Source organism: Bacillota bacterium (genome assembly GCA_018818595.1).
Lineage (GTDB): Bacteria > Bacillota_I > Bacilli_A > Izemoplasmatales > Hujiaoplasmataceae > JAHIRM01.
The window spans coordinates 85,618-105,736 of the sequence record JAHIRM010000050.1 but is presented as its reverse complement, the minus strand read 5'-3'; the positions used below and the strand labels follow the sequence as shown (position 1 = coordinate 105,736).

Annotated in this window: 18 protein-coding genes and 1 tRNA gene; 5 read left to right on the top strand and 14 right to left on the bottom strand. The window is 30.9% G+C overall.

Annotated features, from left to right (window positions below; translation table 11 throughout):
* From pilM to KJ971_08460, 6 genes are all read right to left on the bottom strand, one after another.
* A partial coding sequence (pilM, locus tag KJ971_08485) for a pilus assembly protein PilM (GenBank protein MBU1145868.1) occupies window positions 1-537 on the bottom strand: 537 nt, incomplete at its 3' end.
* A 5-nt stretch (window positions 538-542) separates the two neighbouring features.
* Window positions 543-1,316, bottom strand: a complete 774-nt coding sequence (locus tag KJ971_08480; GenBank protein ID MBU1145867.1) for a prepilin peptidase — start codon at window positions 1,314-1,316, stop codon at window positions 543-545.
* 235 nt (window positions 1,317-1,551) lie between these two features.
* Window positions 1,552-1,920: a prepilin-type N-terminal cleavage/methylation domain-containing protein gene (locus KJ971_08475; protein MBU1145866.1), complete on the bottom strand. Its 369-nt coding sequence runs from the start codon at window positions 1,918-1,920 to the stop codon at window positions 1,552-1,554.
* 92 nt (window positions 1,921-2,012) lie between these two features.
* Window positions 2,013-3,233: a type II secretion system F family protein gene (locus tag KJ971_08470; GenBank protein ID MBU1145865.1), complete on the bottom strand. Its 1,221-nt coding sequence runs from the start codon at window positions 3,231-3,233 to the stop codon at window positions 2,013-2,015.
* A gap of 12 nt (window positions 3,234-3,245) precedes the next feature.
* A complete protein-coding gene (gene tadA, locus KJ971_08465; protein ID MBU1145864.1) occupies window positions 3,246-4,901 on the bottom strand; it encodes a Flp pilus assembly complex ATPase component TadA in 1,656 nt (551 codons plus the stop codon).
* Between the two features lie 2 nt (window positions 4,902-4,903).
* On the bottom strand, window positions 4,904-6,100 hold the full coding sequence (locus KJ971_08460) for a hypothetical protein (GenBank protein ID MBU1145863.1): 1,197 nt from the start codon (window positions 6,098-6,100) through the stop codon (window positions 4,904-4,906).
* Window positions 6,101-6,265: 165 nt separating this feature from the next.
* Here KJ971_08460 and KJ971_08455 point away from each other — a divergent pair, with 165 nt between their 5' ends.
* The 4 genes from KJ971_08455 to KJ971_08440 all read left to right on the top strand — a co-directional run bounded on the left by KJ971_08455 (window position 6,266) and on the right by KJ971_08440 (window position 9,632).
* On the top strand, window positions 6,266-6,724 hold the full coding sequence (locus KJ971_08455; GenBank protein ID MBU1145862.1) for a prepilin-type N-terminal cleavage/methylation domain-containing protein: 459 nt from the start codon (window positions 6,266-6,268) through the stop codon (window positions 6,722-6,724).
* Window positions 6,705-7,241 (top strand): type II secretion system GspH family protein, encoded by a 537-nt coding sequence (locus tag KJ971_08450; protein MBU1145861.1) that lies wholly within the window; start codon window positions 6,705-6,707, stop codon window positions 7,239-7,241. Before KJ971_08455 ends, KJ971_08450 begins: the two co-directional genes overlap by 20 nt.
* A gap of 31 nt (window positions 7,242-7,272) precedes the next feature.
* Window positions 7,273-8,409 carry a hypothetical protein gene (locus KJ971_08445; protein MBU1145860.1) on the top strand — a complete coding sequence of 379 codons (1,137 nt, stop codon included), beginning with the start codon at window positions 7,273-7,275 and terminating at the stop codon, window positions 8,407-8,409.
* A 92-nt stretch (window positions 8,410-8,501) separates the two neighbouring features.
* Window positions 8,502-9,632: a hypothetical protein gene (locus KJ971_08440; GenBank protein MBU1145859.1), complete on the top strand. Its 1,131-nt coding sequence runs from the start codon at window positions 8,502-8,504 to the stop codon at window positions 9,630-9,632.
* Window positions 9,633-9,708: 76 nt separating this feature from the next.
* Here the strand turns inward: KJ971_08440 and KJ971_08435 are convergent, their stop codons facing one another.
* The 4 genes from KJ971_08435 to KJ971_08420 form a co-directional block, all read right to left on the bottom strand.
* Window positions 9,709-10,476 carry a SagB/ThcOx family dehydrogenase gene (locus KJ971_08435; protein MBU1145858.1) on the bottom strand — a complete coding sequence of 256 codons (768 nt, stop codon included), beginning with the start codon at window positions 10,474-10,476 and terminating at the stop codon, window positions 9,709-9,711.
* Between the two features lie 194 nt (window positions 10,477-10,670).
* Window positions 10,671-11,738: a hypothetical protein gene (locus tag KJ971_08430; GenBank protein MBU1145857.1), complete on the bottom strand. Its 1,068-nt coding sequence runs from the start codon at window positions 11,736-11,738 to the stop codon at window positions 10,671-10,673.
* Window positions 11,739-11,863: 125 nt separating this feature from the next.
* Window positions 11,864-13,060: a hypothetical protein gene (locus tag KJ971_08425; protein MBU1145856.1), complete on the bottom strand. Its 1,197-nt coding sequence runs from the start codon at window positions 13,058-13,060 to the stop codon at window positions 11,864-11,866.
* Window positions 13,061-13,073: 13 nt separating this feature from the next.
* Window positions 13,074-14,513 carry a 4Fe-4S cluster-binding domain-containing protein gene (locus KJ971_08420; GenBank protein MBU1145855.1) on the bottom strand — a complete coding sequence of 480 codons (1,440 nt, stop codon included), beginning with the start codon at window positions 14,511-14,513 and terminating at the stop codon, window positions 13,074-13,076.
* Window positions 14,514-14,870: 357 nt separating this feature from the next.
* Between KJ971_08420 and glnA the strand changes: the two genes are divergently transcribed.
* Window positions 14,871-16,304, top strand: coding sequence for a type I glutamate--ammonia ligase (glnA, locus tag KJ971_08415; GenBank protein ID MBU1145854.1), 1,434 nt, complete (start codon window positions 14,871-14,873; stop codon window positions 16,302-16,304).
* Window positions 16,305-16,528: 224 nt separating this feature from the next.
* Here the strand turns inward: glnA and KJ971_08410 are convergent, their stop codons facing one another.
* From KJ971_08410 to KJ971_08395, 4 genes are all read right to left on the bottom strand, one after another.
* Window positions 16,529-16,867 (bottom strand): YobA family protein, encoded by a 339-nt coding sequence (locus KJ971_08410; protein ID MBU1145853.1) that lies wholly within the window; start codon window positions 16,865-16,867, stop codon window positions 16,529-16,531.
* 85 nt (window positions 16,868-16,952) lie between these two features.
* Window positions 16,953-18,569 (bottom strand): hypothetical protein, encoded by a 1,617-nt coding sequence (locus KJ971_08405; protein ID MBU1145852.1) that lies wholly within the window; start codon window positions 18,567-18,569, stop codon window positions 16,953-16,955.
* Complete coding sequence (locus KJ971_08400) at window positions 18,553-19,791, bottom strand: NAD(P)/FAD-dependent oxidoreductase (protein MBU1145851.1); 1,239 nt, start codon at window positions 19,789-19,791, stop codon at window positions 18,553-18,555. Before KJ971_08400 ends, KJ971_08405 begins: the two co-directional genes overlap by 17 nt.
* Before the next feature lie 236 nt (window positions 19,792-20,027).
* A tRNA-Val gene (locus tag KJ971_08395) sits at window positions 20,028-20,102 on the bottom strand.
* Window positions 20,103-20,119 lie beyond the last annotated feature (17 nt).

Sequence of the window (20,119 nt, the reverse complement as noted above, 5' to 3'; positions counted from 1 at the left end):
ATTTTCAATATCTGTTTTTGTTTTTTCAACATAGAAATTATATAAAGCTAGCGACGGTAGATCAAACGAAATTTCTTTCACTTTAAGATAATCAAACACATCATGATAATCGTTTAACAAATTCTCATCTGCGATAAATAGTAATACCGAAAAACTATCCTCTGTTTCTAAACGAACGTAATGAGAGATAATTGATTTTTCAAACGGAAAATGAAGAGATTTTCCTTTTTCGGTTTGAATATATTCTTCAATGGTCAATCTTTGTAAACTTTCTTTTTTTACAGTGATTTCTCTAATTAATATGTTTTGATCATGAAGCATCATTTTAACACTTTTTGGTTTGATTTTATATTGTTTATAAATCTTTTTTAGTGTACTTAAAAGTGATTCCGGATCTAAAATATGGCCTTGAACGATAACTCCTTTTTCTAACTCTAAAGAACCAAAAATGGGTTGTTCTGATGCCTTTTTTTGCTGATAAAATCCAATTTGATCATCACTAAAGAAAATATTAAAATCAGATTTTTTATGTGCCATTTCTATCACATCCCCAATAAGTTAAGATACCAATTCAGTATATCATTTCCCCAAAAATATGAAAGGAGAACTCCTAAAAAAATAAACGGTACAAGTGTAATTGTTGTTTCAGATTTTCGTTTTTGGAGCAAACCATAAATTACTCCTACAAAAGAAGCGATAAACAAAGAAAGTAATCCTTGTGGCCAAGTCAAACAAAATCCAATGAAAATGTATAACTTAATATCTCCACCACCAAGTGCATCTTTTTTAAAAGCAAGTTTTCCAAGTACTGCAATGATAAATAATAATGAAAACATTATAGCACTTGAAAGTAAATATTGAAAATATTGTTTTTCAATGATTCGTATAACAACAAGTGGAATCAACCCAATTATCCATATTTTATCAATAACAATTTGGTATATAGCATCAGAAATGGACTCAATCATCAAAACCGAAATGAATACATAAGCTATCAACAATTCGATTTTAAACCCAATTAGTAAGTATGCTACTACAAAAATTGCTCCTCCTAGAACTTCTACAAGGGGATAGTAAAAAGAAATTTTGGATTTGCAGTAATGGCATTTTCCCTTATTTATCAAATAACCAATTAAAGGAAAAACATCAATTAATCGTAATTTTTCTTTGCAATCCAGACAATAACTTCTGCCTAAAAGAGTTTCGTTTTTTGGTAATCTCTCTGCCATTAAGTGAAAAAAAGAACTGAATAACATTCCCATAAAAAAAATCAGAATGGAATATACTATAATCATATGGTTGTTTACAATAAGCAATAATACACTCTTACTGGTTTCTCCTTTTCATAATTTCAATTATTGGAATATTACAAAACACTAATTCCTAGTGTTATTATACTATATTTTAGCAAAGAACTAAATGCAAAACAGAAAAAATCTTTTACTGATTTACAACGATGGTTAATTCTATGTTTTACATACAAAAAGGAGGCATCCAGTTTAAGAATAACCTCCTAATTATTGTACTTTTAAAAAAAACTAAATTAAATTTTTAAGGAAATACAACAAAGTCATCAATTGTAAGCTCTGCCGGGTCCGTAATAGTAAATGTACCATTTGCGCCAACAGTAAATGTAACAGCAGGAGCACCATCAAATGGATTTGCATCTAAATTACCATTTGTAATGACATCTGCAAGAGTAAATTCATCGTCTTCAACTAAAGTGGCAACATCTAAAATATAATAATCAGCAGCTTCTATTACTGCATCATATGAAAGGCCTGCAGCTTTTTCACGTTGATTTGAGATTAATCCACCAATAGTAGGTACAGCAATGGCTGCAATAATAGCTAGAATTACAATAACAGCTAATAGTTCTACTAAAGTAACACCTTTTCTATTTTTTAGAGCACGAATCATAATATATATCCTCCTTTATTATTTGGTTCTAGTTTAATTGTATCACAGTAAATTAATATGTCAATAATCTAGGCGTTTTCTCATTAAATTATCTAAATTTGTCCTCCAAGAGACAACATAGGAAGCATCAACGCTAAAATCATCATTCCAACGATTGCATAAACAAGTAATAATAGAATGGGTTGAATGGCATTTTTTAATTGTTCTACTCGTAATTCAGTGATTCCACTATAATAACTAGACAGATTTTCCATCAATTTTGGAATATCTCCTGTGCGTTCTCCTGTAGAAATCATATGCGCCATAATGGGGTCAATAAAGTTACTCTCTTCAAAAGCCTTTGAGAAGGGTCGCTCATCTTCTATGTAAATTAAGGTCTTACTAATGACGTTTTTATAAACCACATTAGATAGTATGTTTCTAACTGTATTTAGTGCTTTCATAGAATTAATGCCATTTGACATCATTTGAGCAAGAGAATTTGCCATGAGTATTTGATTGTTCATGCGAATAAGTTTACCAAAAATCGGTAATTTTAATAACAGGTATGAAACAAAATAATGAAATGCTTTGTTTTTTTTGTTTAAAATATATAAGAAAGCAACAATCAAAAACAGTCCTCCAAAGATATACAAAGCATAATGAGCCATAAATTGACCTGTATCTATAAAAAACTGAGTAATTGCTGGAAGCTTCGCTCCTTCAAAAGAGGCAAATAAATCTGTGATATTTGGAAAAACAAATAGTAACATTCCAATGGAAATTACAATTGCAAAGAATAAGTAAATTACAGGCATTCTAATCGCGCCTTTGATTTGAGTAGAAATTTTCATTTGATAATCATAATAATCAGCCATTTTGCTAATTGTATTTGCCAAATCTCCTGACATTTCTCCGACCTCTACCATTTGTACTAGTAAATTCGGAAATTCTTTAGGCCTTTTTGACAGTGCAATTGAAAAAGAAAAACCATTATAGACATTTTGATACAGTTCGAAAAACAATTTTCTTAACAATCTGTTTTCTTGTTGAAGTGCTAACAATTCAAGAGTTGGAAGTAATTTAACTCCTGCATTTAACAATGCACCAACTTGTTTCAAAAAAAAGATTAATTGTTTTGTTTTAATAATACTGCCAAAAGATATTTGATCTAATTTTGAAAGAATGCTTTTGTATTCAGTTAAACGAATTTCTTCATAATTTTTTGCACGCAAGTATTTCAAACAAATAGCTCGATTTAAAGCTTCTATTCGGCCTTTGATTGGTTTTCCTTCTGCATTTATTGCAATATACTTAAAATTTCGGAGTTCCAATAGACTTTCCTCCTATTCCGTTGCGACTTTTAATACTTCTTCAAGCGTAGTAATTCCTTGTTTCACTTTTTCAAGTCCAGCATCTAAAATAGAAGTCATCCCTAATTTTTTCGCTTCATTTTCAAGTTCAACTATATTTGCGTTTTTAGAAATCAACATTTGCATGGATTTGGATACAGGCAATACTTCGAAAATCCCAATTCGTCCAGCATATCCTTTGTAATTACAGGAAGGGCACCCTTTTGCTCTCTTTATGTGAGTTACGTTCATGCCATATTTTTTAAGAATCTCAATTTCACTTGGAGATGGTGTTTCTTCATAACTACATTCAGTACATAAACGTCTGACTAGTCTTTGTGAAACAACTCCAGAAAGTGAAGAAGCAATCAAGAAAGGTTCAATTTGCATGTCAAGCAAGCGAGTAATGGTTTTAATGGCATTATTCGTATGAATCGTTGATAATACTAAATGCCCTGTTAAAGACGCTCTAATCGAAATTTCAGCGGTCTCAACGTCTCGAATTTCACCAATCATAATAATATTAGGATCTTGTCTTAAAATAGAGCGAAGTGCATTTGCAAAAGTCAGATTGACATCAGGATGTACTTGAACTTGATTGATTCCTTGAACTTTAATTTCTACGGGATCTTCAACCGTGACAATGTTGACATCTGGTTGATTAAGTTCATTTAAGCAAGCATAAAGTGTCGTCGTTTTGCCTGAACCAGTTGGTCCACTAACAAGAATAATTCCGTTTGGTTTTTCAATCATTTTTCGAACCAATGCTTCTTCTTTTTCATCAAATCCTAGTGATTTAATTTTATTCATGGATCCGGATAAATCCAAAATACGCATAACAACCTTTTCTCCTCTTACGGTTGGAAGTGTCGAAATACGTAAATCGATATTTTTATGTTGAACAAGTGTTTGAATTCGGCCATCTTGAGGAATTCTGGTTTCTGTAATGTCCATTCCAGACATTACTTTAATCCGACTAATCATTTGATTTAAGATTCTAATTGGAAATTCTCTTACAACATCTAAAACTCCATCAATTCGATATCTTACTAAAATCTTATCATCAAGTGGGTCAATATGAATATCACTCGCTCTTTGAAAAACAGCGGATGCTAAAATTTGATTCACGAGTTTAATCATTGGTGTATCGTCAAATATATCGGACTCTTCTTCAGCTTCTTCCACTAACACATCTTGTTTCACACCCAAAGCTTCTAAAGTACGAGTAAATCCATAATATTTTTCTATTTGAGTTATAATTTCATTTTTAGGTGAAGAAAACGCTTTAGGCCTGTAACCAGTTAAAACTCTTAGTTCTTCAAACACAGAAAAATCTAACGGATCATAGGTTGCAAAATAAATTTTGGATCCGACTATTCTTAAAGGAATGATATTGTTCCTCCTACAAAAAGACTCTTCGACTAAAGATAGAGCATGTTCATCAATCGTATAATTTGCAAGAGAAACTCGTTCAACTCCTGTTGAATTTTCTAATGCCTTTAAAATTTGGTTTTCGGTTGTGTATTCTAAACGAATTAAAGTTTCACCCAATCGCTCATCAATCGTTTGTTTGCTTAAGGCATCTTTAATTTGTTCTTTGGTAATGACTTTTTCTTGAAGTAAAACATCTCCTATACGCTTTAAAGCCATCCTTAATCGCTTCCTTTCAAAACTATATTTTCATAATATATTTCATTTACTGAAGCAATTTGACAATCATATAATTTAGAGATTATTTCTTCTCCAAATAGATTTATAGAAGTTCGATAAATTGACGTGACATTTCCATTCACTCCAGATTGTACTAAAAGAGAATATACATATTCTGTATCGGTTTCTGTAATAGTCACTAAAGGAGTAAACTCATCAATTAAATCATTATTTAAAACGATGGTATGAAAAGGCGTGACGGTTACAAGTTCAGAAGAAATTGTAAACGTCGTGATATAAGGAAATCCTTTTAATTGAAAGGTTAAAGTTAAATCATCTTTTTGTTCGATTACAATCAAAAAATCTTCTTCAAGTGGATTGTAAAAAGAAAAATCGAATTGATTCATTTCAAGAATTCGTACGTTTTTGCCAAGAGACGCCCATTCGGGCATTTCAAGATATTCTAAGAAATTAAATTCAGTAAAATTAGTTTGCAAGGTAAGTTCTTGAATTCCTGATGCAATGATACTCATTTGTTCATTGCTTAAGTCATAACTTAATAATTCATTTAGCAAAGAAAATCGTTGGTTAGCAAAAATCACGATGCTACTCACTGCTTGTGTGATTTCATTTATATCTTCTTCGTTGATTTGGGTCACTTCAATTTCATTTATCACGCTTAAAGCAAAATATTCATCAAGATAATCACGCAAATCGTATGTCTTAATTCGCGACAAATTCATCATATCTTGATTTAAATCAAGTAGAAAAGCATCAAAATTTATCTGAGCGATTGTTGTTTCTGAAAATTGATCTATTAAATCGTTTTCAAGAGCGATTTGATTTTCCATGGTTAGACTAAAGTAAGCAACATTTTCAGTGTTTTTTGTTATGGAAAGAAGCGTCTGTTCTAAATCAAAATAAAAATAAGTTAAATTGATTTCCAACTCATATTCTTGAAAAAAAATCGTATATTCTGAAGAGGTCTTCCATGAAGCGATGTTTTCACTCAAAACCGAATCATATTCATCAGTCGAATAATTTCCAAGATAAATAAATCCAAGACTAGTCAGATCTATATCATTTTGGATATTAAAAAAGAGTAGGGTTCCCCCTGCAAAAATTAAAGAAAGTATAAGTGTCATAATAGCCACAAATAAATAAGTTTTTTGTTTTAAGAATTTGATAAATTGTCTCATAATCCACCTCTTATACAACTTTATTATACCAAATCATTTGATAATTATTTCATGTTTTTAAAATTTACTTAAAGTATTTGAAAAAAACTATCCAAAATTGGTTTTCATTTACAATATGGATTATGATATAATGAACTTAAGAATTTGATTAGGAGGTGACTCTTTTTGATTATCTCAAACAAAAAAGGATTTACATTAATCGAAGCAGTCGCTTCTATTTTTATTATCGCTTCTGTTTTGGCAGTAGGTATTACAATATTAATGAATATACGCATTCAAGGCATTTCCACTCAAAGACGAATCTTAGCAGTCGAAGTTGGTTCTTTAATTCGAGATGATATAATTACTTCTGCATCGTACGACGAAGTCGCTTTATGGCTTGATGGTTCGGAAAAGATTTTGAATTCAACTAACTGTCAAACAAGTGGTTCCCCATTTTCTTGCGATAGCTTTTTATATACGCTAGATGGTATCTCTTATGATGAAAATGTCGTTATCACTTTTTTAGCTCCTACCATTCAATCGGAAGAATATCACATCATTCATTTTTCTGTTGTTATTGAGTACTATTCTTTAAAAACTATCGAATTAGAAGGAATACTCTATGATGAAACCATTCAATAAAAAAGGAGTCAGTTTAGTTGAACTTTTAGCATCTATCGTTATTTTTGCCATTGCAATTGGTTTAGTTGCTGGCATCTTGACAATTATTTCAAATGCATCCGCCAAAATCTTAGAAAATGGTAAAGCAAATACACAAGGACAATTAATTACCAGAATTCTAGAAACTAGGATGCAAGATTTTTCGCCCACGGATTATTCGCTTTGTTGGCATAATTCAGAATGCATTATCCTTGAAAATCATTTTGCTTATGTGTTTGATCCTATTCAAAATGATGTAGTGTTAGAAGTATATGATCCAATTCTTGAATTTGAGATGGATATAGAACCCGGAGAGATTTTGTTAGATCAAATTCCAATCGAAAACGATTACTTTTCTCTTCATTCCAGTAGTAATATTCAAATTACAGAAGACTCAAATAATGTGTATATTGTCTTTGAGATTGTGTTAGAGTCTTCCACTGCTAATTTATATACTTTTTACGCTGGATATACTTTTGAAATATTAGCGACGCCATAACTTTAGTTTTAGTAAAGGAGGATTGCAATGTATGAATATTCTTAAAAATAAAAAAGGCATGGGCCTTCCACTGATGATTGCAATCGTCACTTTTGTGTTTGCAATTGTGGCGACTTTATTAACGGTAGCTATAAGGCAAGCATCCTTAATTGATAACTCCATCGAATCTTCAGAAAAATATGTTAATGCTGTCCAAAAAGTTGATGCAACAATCCAAATCATTGTAAGAGATCAAAATCTCGAACCAACCTACTTAAATGCACTTTCGGCATACATGGAAGTAACCATTGAATCAATTGGAACTAATTTATGGATGATTTCTCAAAACGTTTCTGATACAAAAACTGTTTTAAGCTATATTACAGGTTCTGCTACTAGTAACTCAACTTATGATTTAGTCTTTCAATATTCTGGAACGGAAAATGATTTTAATTTAAGTCCATTGATTACTCCTTCTACTTTACTTGGAGTATACATACCTTCTTATATTGAAACAAATTTTCCTTTGTTAACTCCTCAAACCGAATTTACTACTTTTGATAGTATTGTCTCCTATATTCAAAGTCTAACAACAACTTCAGGGTCATTTCAAGCGGTTTCTCCAACTGCTTTGACCTCACAAACAAATCCAACAGCATTAGGACATTGGTATGTCACAGGAAGTGTTATAATTCCTAAAGATAAAGATTTGACCGTTCCAAATGATAGAATCTTAGTAATTAATGGAAATCTTACCATGAACGCTAATAGTGATATTATTGGAAATGTCGTTGTAAATGGAAATGTGGTTATTAATGGAACTAAGACTAGTTCGGAAACTATTTCAGGAACTCTATACATTGATGGAACTTTAACGGCTTCTAGACCATTACAGTTTGGCACAAGTAGTCGCCCTGCCTTTATAATAGCCACTGGAGATGTAACATTTGGAAATACGATTTCTGGTTATGTTTATTTTTTCTGTGATAATTTTAATGAAAAAAGAAATAAAGTTAGTATTATTGGAGGAGTTTACGCCGCCACACCATCTAGTGTTCCATCAACTGGTATTAGCATAAATTCTAATTTAGATACTGATTTATTTTACAGTTATGGAATTCCTCTTTATATGGTAACAGAAGGATCAGGTACTGGAACATTTTCTTTTAAGTATACTTATCCATCCTAAAACATGGGAATTAATTATCTTTATTCGTTTTGAATTCAAAAGATTATGATATACTATTTATAGACTTATTTTAAATTTTGAAAGGATACATTATGGACATTCAAAAAAAGTTACTAGCTGAGAAATTGGCGCAAAAGGAAACGAAAAATTTAAAGATGGTGATTGGTTTTGACGGATTTATTGATGAAATCATTCATGTAGTTGACAAACGTCTTGATAGTCAAAATGTCACTCGGATTGAAACAATAGAAGATTTTGCAAAACGCATCGAAAAAGCTAGTGGGCTTTCCACAAACATTGAATTATTACCTATCCAGAAAAAAATTGGTGGAAATGGTCCAATTATGTGTAATGCGCTTGCTAAACACAATTCACTCATTACCTATATAGGAGCTTTAGGCGTACCTTCAATCGATGAAGTATTTCTAAAAATGAATGAAAACGTCACATTGTATTCCATCGCAAACAGCGGACACACAGATGCTCTTGAATTTAATGATGGTAAATTATTACTAGGAAAGATGACTTCTCTCAATGATGTAACGTATACAAAATTAATTTCAACTCTTGGAAAAGATGGTTTAATTAAACTTTTAAGTGAAACCGATTTGTTTGCGACAGTAAACTGGTCCATGCTTCCTTATATGACTGAATTATGGAAACAACTTCTAAAAGAAATTTTTCCTCTTCTTCCAAAAAGAGCTAGAAAACCGATATTTTTTGTCGATCTTGCTGATCCAGAAAAACGAGAAGCAAAAGAAATCATTGAAGCACTTGATTTGTTAAAATCTTTTTCTGCATATTTCTTTGTAGTATTAGGATTAAACAAAAAAGAAGCCTATGATGTCGCAAATGTCTTGAAACTTTTTGACGCTTCAAGTCTTTCTCATATGCAAGTATCTTTAGAAGATTTAAATCTTTCTCTTTATCACTATCTAAAAATTGATTCTGTTGTGATTCATCCAGTTGACCGTTCTTCAACCGTAATAAACGGCGTCTTTTCAGAAGCATTAGGCCCTTATGTTAAAAAACCAAAACTGACTACGGGAGCAGGAGACAATTTTAACGCTGGATTTGTTCTTGGTTTAATGCTAGATTTATCCCCTGAAGATGCTTTACTAACTGGAATGAGCACAAGTGGATTTTACGTTAGAAATGCATCAAGTCCAACATTTGTAGAACTATATTCCTTTATTGATGATTGGGCAAGAGGAAAAGTATAAATTTATTTAATTCATTTAAAAAAGACCAGCTAATGTAATTTGCTGGTCTTTTTTTTGAATTCATAGTTTTTTCATATTATTTATCTTGTTTTAAAAATGCATAGAAATCTTGTTCTTTATCTTTGTCTTCTTGCGAAACGGTTCCAACCGGCGACACAAGAATCGTAAATTCATCCTCTCCATCTAACTGAAATAATGAATCACAAGCTTTTCGATCAAATGCTCCCACTGCACAAGTTCCAAGTCCGATGGATTCAGAGGCAATGTATAAATTTTGACATACATGACCAATATCTACCAAAATGATTCTGTGTGAAAAAATAGAATATCGCCATTCAGAACGGTATGGAATTACACTCCAAAAGAAAATGACGTTGGCTGAAGTTGCCCATCCTTGTCCTACCAAAGCTGACTTAACTAATGTATCCATTTGATCTATATCAAACAGAAACTCAATTTCGTGTGTCATAGGTAAATAGTGATAAGCACCATTTGTTAACCCATCTACCTTTTTTATAATTAGATAGGTTTCAAATTCATGTCTGGCGCCTCCACTTGGGACAGTTCTAAGAGTTGCATAGTTATTTCCTCTTATGCTTTTGATGCCTTGAGTTGCCCAAAGCAAATAAGACAATTCAAGTAAAGACATTTTTCCTTCTGTATATACTCTGTGACTAACCCTTTGACCAATAACTTTCAAGATATCTTTTTCTAATTTTAAATCTTTAAAGTTACTTGGAAGACTAATTTGAACTGAAGTCATTTTTTCTTTAACAAGAGGTGGTTGAATTAATTTTAATTGTTGATCTGATGGTTCATCAATATCAATGTCATCAAATCGAATAAATTGTCTTCCCTTTTTTAGAAGTTCTTCTACTTTTTTACTTGGCATATAGTCTCTCCTATCTATTTTTTTAGATTATAAAAAATCATATGGACTACCTCAAGTATAAATCATAACAATTTTGAAATCAACCTCTAATCAATATTAAATCGTTTTTACAATCAAAGTCCTTTTACCGTAAAGACTTATTTATCTTAAACTATTTTTCGCCATCTATTACGAAGTATTTCAAAAAAGGAAAATAAAACAATAAATAAATATATTATCATAGCGTAAGAACTCAAAGTAAGTAAATACGGATAAAATGCACTTTTTACAACTTCTTCTGCCCAAGAATTAATTGAATCGTTTATTAACAAAGGCGAAATAAGAAAACGCCAAGAAAAATAAATTGAGATAAAAAAAGCGAATAAATGTTTTAGAAGATTCGTAATAGAAAATACTGTATTTTCATGATGTTTCCTGCTTGTTTTTATAAGATAGATTATCATAAACACATAAATTAAAATTAGTAAAATCAATAAATCAAGTCGATGAAACATATAATAAAAAAGCGGAATCAGCACAATCACTGTCATCTGAATGTAAGATAAAACATTAGTGATTTTATCTTTTTCTTTTGTTTTAGTTATAATGATGTTTTGAATATACCAAAAAATGATACAAGCAAAAAGAAAAACACTAAATTTCCAAGAAGCTTGAAATATCGAAAAATCAATCATACTTATAATAGATACTACCGCAAAAGGAATGAAGTATCTCAACAAGTTTTTATATTCATGAGAGTGAAACGATTCTTGAATCGATTCATTATTTTGAAATAGTATTCTTGAAATCAATAATGATAAAATCAAATATAACACTAATACAACAAATATCGTAAAAGCGAAATGCAATTTAAACAAATCAAGGTACCCAGAAGTTGCCCTTAATATTTCAATACCGACTGAAGATAGTACTAAAAACACAAAATAGAAATATTCTTTTTTTTGACATTGTTGTTTTTTTACATCAATACTTTTAAAATAGAATTTATTTATCAATGTTAGAACTACTATAATAATACCTGAAATAAAAAGATATCCAATCCTGACATATTTTGCAATAGTTCGGAATGTTCCTTCAAATTCAGCATTAATGTCTGAAATTTCAGTTATGTAAAAAAAGGATACCGATATTACAATGCCTATTATTAGTAATAACATGGCAAACAACCAAATTAAATGGTAATTTTTGATGTAAAAAGTAGATTTCTCATTCATTACATACAATTCCTTTCTAATATTTCCTTTGGTTCAATTAAAATGTTAAATGACAAAAATTATCCAAAAATCTGTATTGAAGAAGTAAGCTATATTCTCACTTCTTCAATACAACAATTTCTATTTTAACACCCTGAGGTGCTTGTGTTAAAGAAAAATTGAATTTTATTTAATCGGTGCATATCAATTTCATCTGTAATAGTAGGTGAAAGGGTAATTCCAGCATTAACTCCCGTAACTGTAATTGAGCTACTTACACTAATATCAATTGAGAATTTTTTATAGTAATGGATGTAGTCTCCTGCAAATTGTGTGTTTGATAAAGTTAATGGATTTATTGTAGTTCCATGATCATATATGATATCACTTCGTAATTCTACAGTTATTTTATTTACATGTCGTACATAAGTACATGAAAGCGGAGTAGGAAATGGATCATCTACATTAGTATAATCTGCAATCGGATTTGTTAAAGGGTCAACAGGATATTCAATATCATCCATAAGTGGAGCTCCAAAAACGATTCCGCTTTCTGAGTGGTTAAACATAGTGGGGTTTGAGGCCATCGTATAATTATGGACTTTGGTATAACTATAGTCGTTATAGTCTATCAGGAAAAATCCAATACCTCCAATATAGAACAAATAAACTGGCTCTGATTCAGTATATTCATTTGTAATTGTTCCCTTTATGGAAGAAGTAATATCAGAAAAATCATCTGAGTCCCATTCAACTGAAATATAATCAGTATGTCGTTGACTTGGAAGAGCATCATTCCAAATTAATTTACTATGAATATATCCTGTAGGTGTTTGGGTAGCTGGATTATTATCAATGTCCAAGCTTGTAGAACGATTTGGAAATAAAATAACAGTGGTATAATGGATGGAATACGATACTTCATCATAAACCGCTACTGCTCCACACATGTATGTATTTGTATAGCAAACTTTATCAACGATTGGATTATGGTATACTCCATATAAATCAACCGCTAACGTCATTACAGTGTTGTCAAGCAATGCATTTTCTTCAGCAGTTAATTCCATTCCAAGTGCTTTTTGTCTTTGAAGAGTTTCTTTTTCTGCTATGGTTTGTTTTTGCATTTCTAATTTTTTCTCATATTGTTGTTTGTTAATTTCTTGACTGGCAACAACTTGACCTTGGTAATAAAAAGTTTCGTTGAAACTTTCTTTTTCATGGACTATTTGTTCATAATCTATGTCTGATTTTAAATCATCAAAGATCAATTGCGCTTCAACGTGAATTGAAAATGTTGAAATAGAAATCAAAATAAATAATATCATTAATATTTTTTTCATAAGTTCTCCCCTTTTATAGTGTTTCTCGTTTTATTCTATTAAATTCTTCTTTGAAGTTATCTTTCACATTTTTTAATTCTTGGAAAGAATATTGATTATTTGTTTTGCTTAGTACAGCTTTTAGCTCCAAATCTTCATCAAATCTTTTCGTTTTAGTTTGACAACCTTCATACAAAATTTCATACAAATCCAAACTGTGATTTAGTATTGCAAACTTAAATAATACAGCAAGATAGAATAAATGCTTTTTTAAATTACACATGACTAAATCAAATCCATCAATTCTATTGTGTGAATAATAGGATACTACTAAACATTCTCCACCGCATACAAAATTTGCTTCACAATCACTGCACTTGCTCTTGTTAGAAAGCGTACTCCAAATATTTTCAATTTTCTTATCGTCAAATCCTTCATTTAATGTACCAATTTCTAATTCAGGAATTCCAATTGCACCAGGACAACTTACAATCTTGTTATCCGCAGTGAGCGACATTCTTCCAACACCAGTATCACATCTCGTTAAAACTTTTTGATTTAAAATGACTCTTGTTAGAAATTTACCGAAGTAGTCATCTCCATTTAAGAGAATCCCTACATCGTTCAGATTTCCTGCTAAAGTTTTTCTTAAAAGATATTGATTCAATTTTGTGTATTCTCTTTTTATCTGTTCAACATTTGTTTCATCGATCCCTCCATTCTTATTAAAATTTCGTACTGGTTTAATGCTAATTGTTGGAAAGATTTTTTTTAAATGAAGAAATGTGGTTAATACATCTTGATTGCTTTTTGTTAGTGTAACTGCCCCTCCCAAATATTGCTTTTCTTTTATTTGTTTTATATTTTTAATTATAGTATTATAGCTTCCTTTGCCAAGCGGAAATATTCTATTTGCATCATGCTGCTTTTTTGTTCCATCAATGCTAATTCCAAATATATATCCTGCGTTTTGTAATAATTTAACATTATCTTTGTGAAGTAATGTTCCATTTGTGACTAACATGGGAAGTACTTCTTTTCTAATTTGATTACTCTTTTCTTTACAATATTTTGCAATCTCTAACATTAAATCCATTTTTAATAATGGCTCGCCAGACCCAGTTGGATCTACTATGTATTTACCTGCATTTGGAAATCTAGTAATAAGCAAATCAATAAATTTCTTAGAATCTTCAAAAGATATAGAATTGTTTGATTTTTCTTTATTAAAACAGTATTTACAATTTAAATTACATCCAGCTGATGAATGAAGACAAATATAGATTGTCTTAAAGTAATTTAGATGATTTGTGAATGAAAATGGAATTTCATCAAACATATGATTTTTTATTAAAAAAATTTCCAATTCTTTTTTATTGTCAAAATTCTTCTTTGTAATAGCTAACTGATTACTATTAACTTTACTTACCAATATTAATGATTCACCGAAATCATAAGTAATAATATTTCTCACATTAATTCTCCTATAAATAAATATTGAAATGGCAAATGATGTAACTAACATTTTTTAAAACAATTTTAATAATAAATATTTACTATCAATTATGTAGAAATTGTAGCATATGAACTATTTCTTGTCAACGTGAATTATAAACAAATATAAAACCATTTCATTTTAAAAACAATTTTGATCTACAAATCAATTCTATTCTTTTACGATATTACCCTAAAGTCATCATATTTAATTTATAGTATATATGTATTCATAAAAATCATCTATTATTCAAAAAATAAATGATTCTAATCACACATAAATATGGTATAATACGGTCGATGAAAACGCTTTAGGGAGCAGAAAAAGGAGATAACAATGTTTAAGTCAATTCAAGACATGATTGCCTTTTGCAATCAAGAACAAATTAAAATTATTGATTTTAAAGTAGTGGATTTAAAGGGTAAATGGCATAGACTTAGTATCACAAACACAAAATTATCAGAAGATATCATGGAAAAAGGAATTGGATTTGATGGCTCAAGTTATGGTTTTTTAACAGTAGAAAAATCAGATATGGTTATGATTCCAGATGTTTCTAGTGCCTACCTCGATTCCTTTAAAGAAGAAAAAACATTGGTTGTAATTGCAAATATTTATAAAATTCAACACAATCAAATTATTCGTTTTGAAGATGATCCAAGATATATTGCTGAAAAAACGGAAAATTATATGAAAAAAGAAGGAATTGCTGATACTTGCTTACTTGGACCAGAATTCGAGTTTTACGTTCTTGATCACATTTCCTTTAAAAATACCAATCAACATGTTGAAGTTAAAATTGATAGTAGCCAAGCAGATTGGAATATGGGTAAAGATGAAACCAAAAATTTAGGTTTTAAAGTTCAAAATCATGGCGGATATCATCTAGATTCTCCATTTGATTCTAGTTACGAATATCGTACTAAAGTCGTTCTTGAAGCTGAAAAAGTTGGGATTCCAGTAAAATATCACCATTCAGAAAATGGTGGACCAGGACAAGTGGAAATTGAAGTAAACTTTGCAGGAATCAAAGAAATGGGAGATCGTTCTCTAAAATTAAAAAACATTTTGAATCTTACTGCTGTTCAAATGTCTAAAACAATTACTTTTATGCCAAAACCTTTTGCAAATGAATGTGGAAGCGGTCTTCATGTACACATTCAATTAAAAAAGGATAATAAATTTATTATGTATGATAAAAATGGGTATTCTCAATTGTCTGATATAGCCTTATATGCCATAGGAGGAATTTTATTTCATGCGCCTAGTTTAACTGCTCTTACTAATCCTTCCACAAATTCATATAAGAGACTTGTTCCAGGTTTTGAAGCTCCTGTAACCATAGGTTACGCAACAGCAAACAGGAGTGCAGTCATTCGAATTCCAGGATATGCTATTGATGAAACGGAAAAACGTTTTGAACTCAGAAGTCCCGATGGAATGGCAAACCCTTATCTTGCGTATAGCGCAATCATGCTTGCTGCATTTGATGGTATCAAAAATAAAATGAATCCTTCTAAAATGGGATATGGACCTTTTGATGTAAATTTATACAGTTTATCTGAAGACGAAAAATTAAAAATTAAAAGTCTTCCAGCTTCTTTGCTTGAAGCCGCAGAGGCGCTAGAAAAAGACTATGAATATCTACTTGTTGATCAAATATTTTCCAAAAACATTCTAAATAATCACCTTGAACGAATTCGAAAAGAACATGCATTAATTAATAAGATGCCTCACCCACTTGAATTTCAAATGTATTACAATCTCTAAAAAAATTAACTGACAAAGAGAAAGCTAAAAGGTATCCATACTTTTAGCTTTTTTTGACTTTTTTTATAAATATACTAAATAAACAAGGAATTCTTTCTAAAGTAAGGCATAAAAAAAGACGCTTTAAATCTTTGCGCCTATTTTTGATAATTGTTAAAATAATGTAATGCAATTTATTTCTTATCAATGTATAATTAAAAACATTTTAGATTTGCCCTAGTCACTTACTCTAACACTTTAATTCTATAACAATGAGTTATAATCCCGGGATTTGACTCCAAAATCCCACCATAATAGATGACAGATATTGTATTAAAAGCCGAAATAGAATCAATTTCAATTGGGTTGTTATTTGAATCAAGTAGAATCGTTTTATCATCAATTCTTATTTGAAATTGTCCAGAACTTAATGCGCCGCTTTTGGCAGTTACTAATAGAGATGAATCATAAACATCTTCAACTTGACCGGTAAAAGTCACTTGTGGAATAACTATAAAATATGCGCAAATAGTAAGAATACTGATTACAAGAAGCGAAATTACTAGTATTTTTTTTACCTTCAACTAAATCATCTCCTATTCATTCATAAATGTAAACAAATAAAGCATGGTTTTTATTGGTAGTTATTCGAAAATAAATACAATGAGGTTAATTTGTTTTAACACTCTTGAATTTATTGATAATTTGTTCAGCCGTTTTTATTCCATCTACTGCAGAAGACATGATTCCTCCAGCATATCCGGCTCCTTCTCCCATAGGAAATAGTCCGGATATATTTGACTCATGAAATTCATTTCGAATCATACGTATTGGCGAAGAAGATCTTGTTTCAACACCTGTAAGGACCGCATCATTCATCGCAAATCCTTTTAATTTATGATCGAAATCAAGAATGGCTTCTTTCATTGTATTTATGACAAACGGCGGAAAGATATCTGACATTTTAACAAAAGTAACACCTGGTTTATAAGAAGGAATCACTTCTCCTAAAGAAGTACTTTGTTTATCTTTTAAAAAGTCACCAACAAGTTGAATGGGTGCATAATAGTTTTTCCCTCCAAGTAAAAATGCTTTTTCTTCAAATTCTTTTTGAAAAGCAACTCCAGATAAAGGATGAGTTGAATGAAAATCGTTTGGAGTTACATTGACCAGCAATGCAGAATTTGCATTGTTGGAATCTCGTTTGTTTTCACTCATTCCATTAGTCACGACGCCTCCAGATTCTGAAGTTGCACAAACAACATACCCCCCAGGACACATACAAAAAGTATAAGCACTACGGTTATTTTTGCTGTGATATGCCATTTTATAATCAGCTGCTTCAAGATTTGAAGCATCTGCGAATTTTCCATATTGAGCTTGATTGATAAACTTTTGAGGATGTTCAATTCTAACGCCAATGGAAAAAGCTTTTGGAACGATTTGTAAAGCCAACTGATGTAACACTTCAAAGGTGTCTCTTGCACTATGACCTATACCTAATAAACAAACATCGGTTAAAATCGTTTTTTCATTGTTGATAACAACACCTTTTAATATGTTATCTTTTACAATGAAATTTGTCACTTTTGCGTTAAAGATGATTTCTCCACCATTTAAGATAATTTCTTCTCGAATGTTCTTAATTATTTCCTTTAAACAATCGGTGCCAATATGAGGTTTATTCAAGTATAAAATCTCTTTATTTGCTCCAGATTGAACAAGTGTCTCTAAAACCATTCTACATCGATCATCACTAATTAAAGTCGTCAATTTCCCATCTGAAAAAGTCCCTGCTCCTCCTTCGCCAAATAAAATGGATACTTCATCATTATATTCTCCAGATTTATAAAAATGTTGAATTTGGTTTGAACGAGTATATACATCAAGGCCTCTTTCTAACACAATAGGAGAATATCCTCTTCGAGATAAAAGTAAGGCAGCAAAAATCCCAGAAGGTCCAAAACCTACGATAACGGGAGATTTAGTTAGTATTTTAGTACCTGATACAATTTCTCTATAAGACGATGTTTTAGAAACCGACACATTTCTATATCCCTTTTCTAATAATTCTTTTTCATTTTTTACACTCACATCGACAGAAAAAACAAAAAAGATGTGATCTTTTCGTCTGGCATCAATGGCTTTTTTATTAATAGTTAGTGATACGAAATCTGATGCATTTAATTTGCACGAAAAAAGAACTAATTTTGTCAAATTAGTCATTTCTTGTTCGGTAGTTAAAGCATCCTTTAGTTCTAATTTTAAATCAATGATTCGAATCATATGAACCTCTAATACTTGCGTTTTTTCCAGCTAAGTATCCACTTGACCAAGCCCACTGAAGATTAAACCCTCCACAAAGACCATCTATATCGATAATTTCTCCTGCAAAATAAAGTCCAGGAATTAGAGTGGATTCCATTGTATTCTTATTTATTTCCAAAATGTCAATGCCTCCAGCAGTCACTTGAGCATCTTCAAAACTTTTACTTCCATTTACGGTAAATCGCCAATCAAAGAGCAAATCAACTATTCTCATCACTTGATTTTTATCTACATCAGAAACAAGAGAGTTTTGTTTTGTGACTCCTGCCTCTTTTAAAATAGCAGAAATAAGTCTTTTATTAATTAAACCAACTAAACTAAAATCTATTGGTTTATCTAAAGCCAAATCAAATCTTCTTTTTACCTGTTCTTTGGATAAGGAATCTACTAAGATTACTTTCAAAGTTATTTCTTCATGTTGTAATAACAATTGATTTGCCTTTCGACTTAGTTGTAGAATGGTTGGGCCACTAATTCCATAACTAGTAAATAAAATGTCTCCTTTTTCAACTTGAAGAACTTCTCCATTATGTATCAATTCAACCGTTCCAGGAATTTTTACTCCATCAAGTTGTTTTAAATATGGACAATTTAATTTTAATTTAACTAATGCAGGAAAGATAGGTGTTATATGATGCCCTAGTTGTTTTGCAAGAACAAATCCTGATCCATCGCTTCCGCTTTTTGGCATTGCTTTCCCACCAGTACAAAGAATAACTTTATCAGCCTTTAACGTTGAATTACCTGGTAAATAAGCAGTAAAACCGTCGTTAGTTTTTACGATTTTTTGGACATAAGAATCCGTTCTTACAATCACATTTTGTTTATCTAATTCATATAATAAAACATCCACCATACTTGAAGCTTGTTCAGACAAAGGAAATGTTTTACCTAACTCTTCAGTTTTTGGGGTTATGCCCAGTTCTTCAAAAAAATGAATGGTTTCGTGTGGACCAAACGTTTCAAGTGCTTTCAAGGCAAATTCAGGATGATTATAGTCTTGGTTTGTAGCAAAAATGTTGGTAAAATTACAACGGCCATTCCCCGTTGCCAAAATCTTTTTCCCTATGCGTGGATTTCGTTCTAAAATGGTTACGGATGCCTTTGCTCTTTTCGCGATAATGGCGGCAACTATTCCACTTGCTCCCCCACCAATGATTAAAATATTTTGTGGATTCATATTCTTCACCTACTATTCTCTTTACTTAAATAATTATATCACACTCTACTTTGATTGTTTTTGTATTTTACATATAACTTCTTTTGTTTTAGAAATGATGATTTATATTCGTTAAAAATCAAGAAAAACTTAGGCATAATAATCAAAATACTGTAATTAACAAAAGTACGGATTTGATTTGAATTTAAAAAAATAAAAAGAACATTTCAGAAGAAAATGCTCTTGTTTTAAAAATATGGTGGAGCCAGAGGGGTTTGAACCCCCGACCCCCTGCACGTCAAGCAGGTGCTCTCCCACTGAGCTATGACTCCAATTTTGAATCTATTAT